Source organism: Bacillus sp. OK048 (assembly GCF_900103525.1).
In the GTDB taxonomy this organism is placed as follows: domain Bacteria; phylum Bacillota; class Bacilli; order Bacillales; family Cytobacillaceae; genus Neobacillus.
This window is the reverse complement of record NZ_FNHN01000036.1, coordinates 1-1,871: the sequence shown is the minus strand read 5'-3', so window position 1 is coordinate 1,871 and position 1,871 is coordinate 1. Positions and strand designations below refer to the sequence as shown.

Here is a 1,871-nt window from a genome sequence, read left to right as displayed (position 1 = left end):
TGTGTGCCACGAAAACAACCAAAGTGTGCGTAAGCACACAAGGAAGTTATGCTGCACAAAAGATGAGAGTAGGCCTCTCGCAATCGCTATACAGGTAGAGATTGCAAACCACCCTAAGGTGCTATAGTCAAAAGCTATGGTATTGAGCGTTAGGGAAAAGGCAGAGCAAGACTCTGTCAGGTAGATATTAAGGAGACGAAAACCATTGAACCGCTGAAGAAGTATCGAAAGCGTATAGATGTCATCAAAACCGAGGGGGAGTCGTTAACTCGGGACAAGTTCGGAGGGAACCTATTTACTGTCCGTTCGGTTACCGGTATAAAGGCGGCGTGAACTTAATATAGGCTTTTGTGTGGAACGTGGGAACCTACGACATGGATGTTAAGGGAGAGATTTCAAGTGGAAGCCCCATGAGAATCAGAGTACCAATGCCATGTATAGGGGCGGAATAACCCGTAGTAGCTATGAAACCTCCTAACGGAGGTGGAGCAAAGGGGTTATGTTATTCAGTTTTATTAACAAGTCAACCATTAAAGTGGGAGGAACTTATGAATAAGACAAAGCCGTACAATATATCTAAAAAGGCAGTTTATGAAGCCTTTCTTAGAGTAAAAGCAAATAAGGGGTCAGCAGGAATTGATGAAGAATCAATAGCAGAATTCGAACTGAATCTAGCGGATAATCTCTATAAATTATGGAATAGAATGTCTTCAGGTAGTTATTTTCCTCCTGCGGTCAAAGCTGTAGAAATACCAAAGAAGGCTGGGGGAACCAGGACATTAGGAATCCCAACAGTAACGGATAGGATTGCACAAATGGTGGTGAAATTGTATTTTGAGCCGTCAGTAGAACCCTTCTTTCATGAAGATTCTTATGGATATAGACCTAAGAAAAGTGCCATCCAAGCAATAGAGATTACTCGTAAAAGATGTTGGAGATATAATTGGGTTCTTGAGTTCGATATTAAAGGCTTATTCGATAATATTGATCATGATTTACTAATGAGAGCAGTCGAAAAGCATACACAAATTAGTTGGGTTAAGCTATACATCAAGAGATGGTTGAAGGCACCTTTTCAAATGAAAGATGGAATAAAGGAACGTACATCCGGCACACCGCAAGGTGGGGTCATAAGTCCAGTTCTAGCAAATTTATTTCTACATTACACATTTGACAAATGGATGGCTATTAATCACCCTAACAACCCATTTGCGAGATATGCGGATGACGCAGTCATCCACTGTAAGACAGAAGATGAAGCGACAAGATTGCTTGAATCTTTAAACAAGAGGATGAGCGAATGTAAACTTGAACTGCATCCAATTAAAACAAGAATTGTATACTGTAAGGATGCAGACAGAAAAGAAAACTACGAAAATACTTCGTTTGATTTTCTAGGATACACGTTTAGACCCAGGCTGTCAAAGAACAGATGGGGAAAACATTTTGTAAACTTTACACCTGCCATTAGTAACAAAGCAAAGAAATCAATTCGGCAAAAAGTGAGGGACTGGAAACTTCAGCTGAAAGCTGAAAAGGACCTTACGGACCTATCAAATATGTTTAACTCAAAGATAATTGGCTGGATAAACTTCTACGGCAAGTTCTACAAATCCGAAATGTACTCAACATTAAGGCACATCAACAAAGCCTTAATAATGTGGGCGAGAAAGAAATACAAAAGGTTAGCTCGTCACAAGAAAAGAGCAGAATATTTCTTAGGTAGAATTGCAAAACAAAATCCCAAGTTATTTAAACATTGGGAATTAGGTATTAAGCCAACGGCTGAATAATGGGAGCCGGATGAGCCGAGAGGTTCACGTCCGGTTCTAAGAGGGGCTGCTGGGGAGGTTCCAGTGGTCTACTTGCCT

At 40.6% G+C, this 1,871-nt stretch carries 1 protein-coding gene; it reads left to right on the top strand.

What is annotated here, in order from left to right:
* Positions 1–548 precede the first annotated feature (548 nt).
* Positions 549–1,793, top strand: a complete 1,245-nt coding sequence (gene ltrA / locus BLR86_RS25455; protein WP_090768603.1) for a group II intron reverse transcriptase/maturase — start codon at positions 549–551, stop codon at positions 1,791–1,793.
* The last annotated feature ends 78 nt before the right edge of the window (positions 1,794–1,871 follow it).

What these genes read in the sequence shown, in the direction of transcription:
- ltrA (WP_090768603.1), top strand. Translation starts at nt 549, where the DNA reads ATGAATAAGACAAAGCCGTACAATATATCTAAAAAGGCAGTTTATGAA.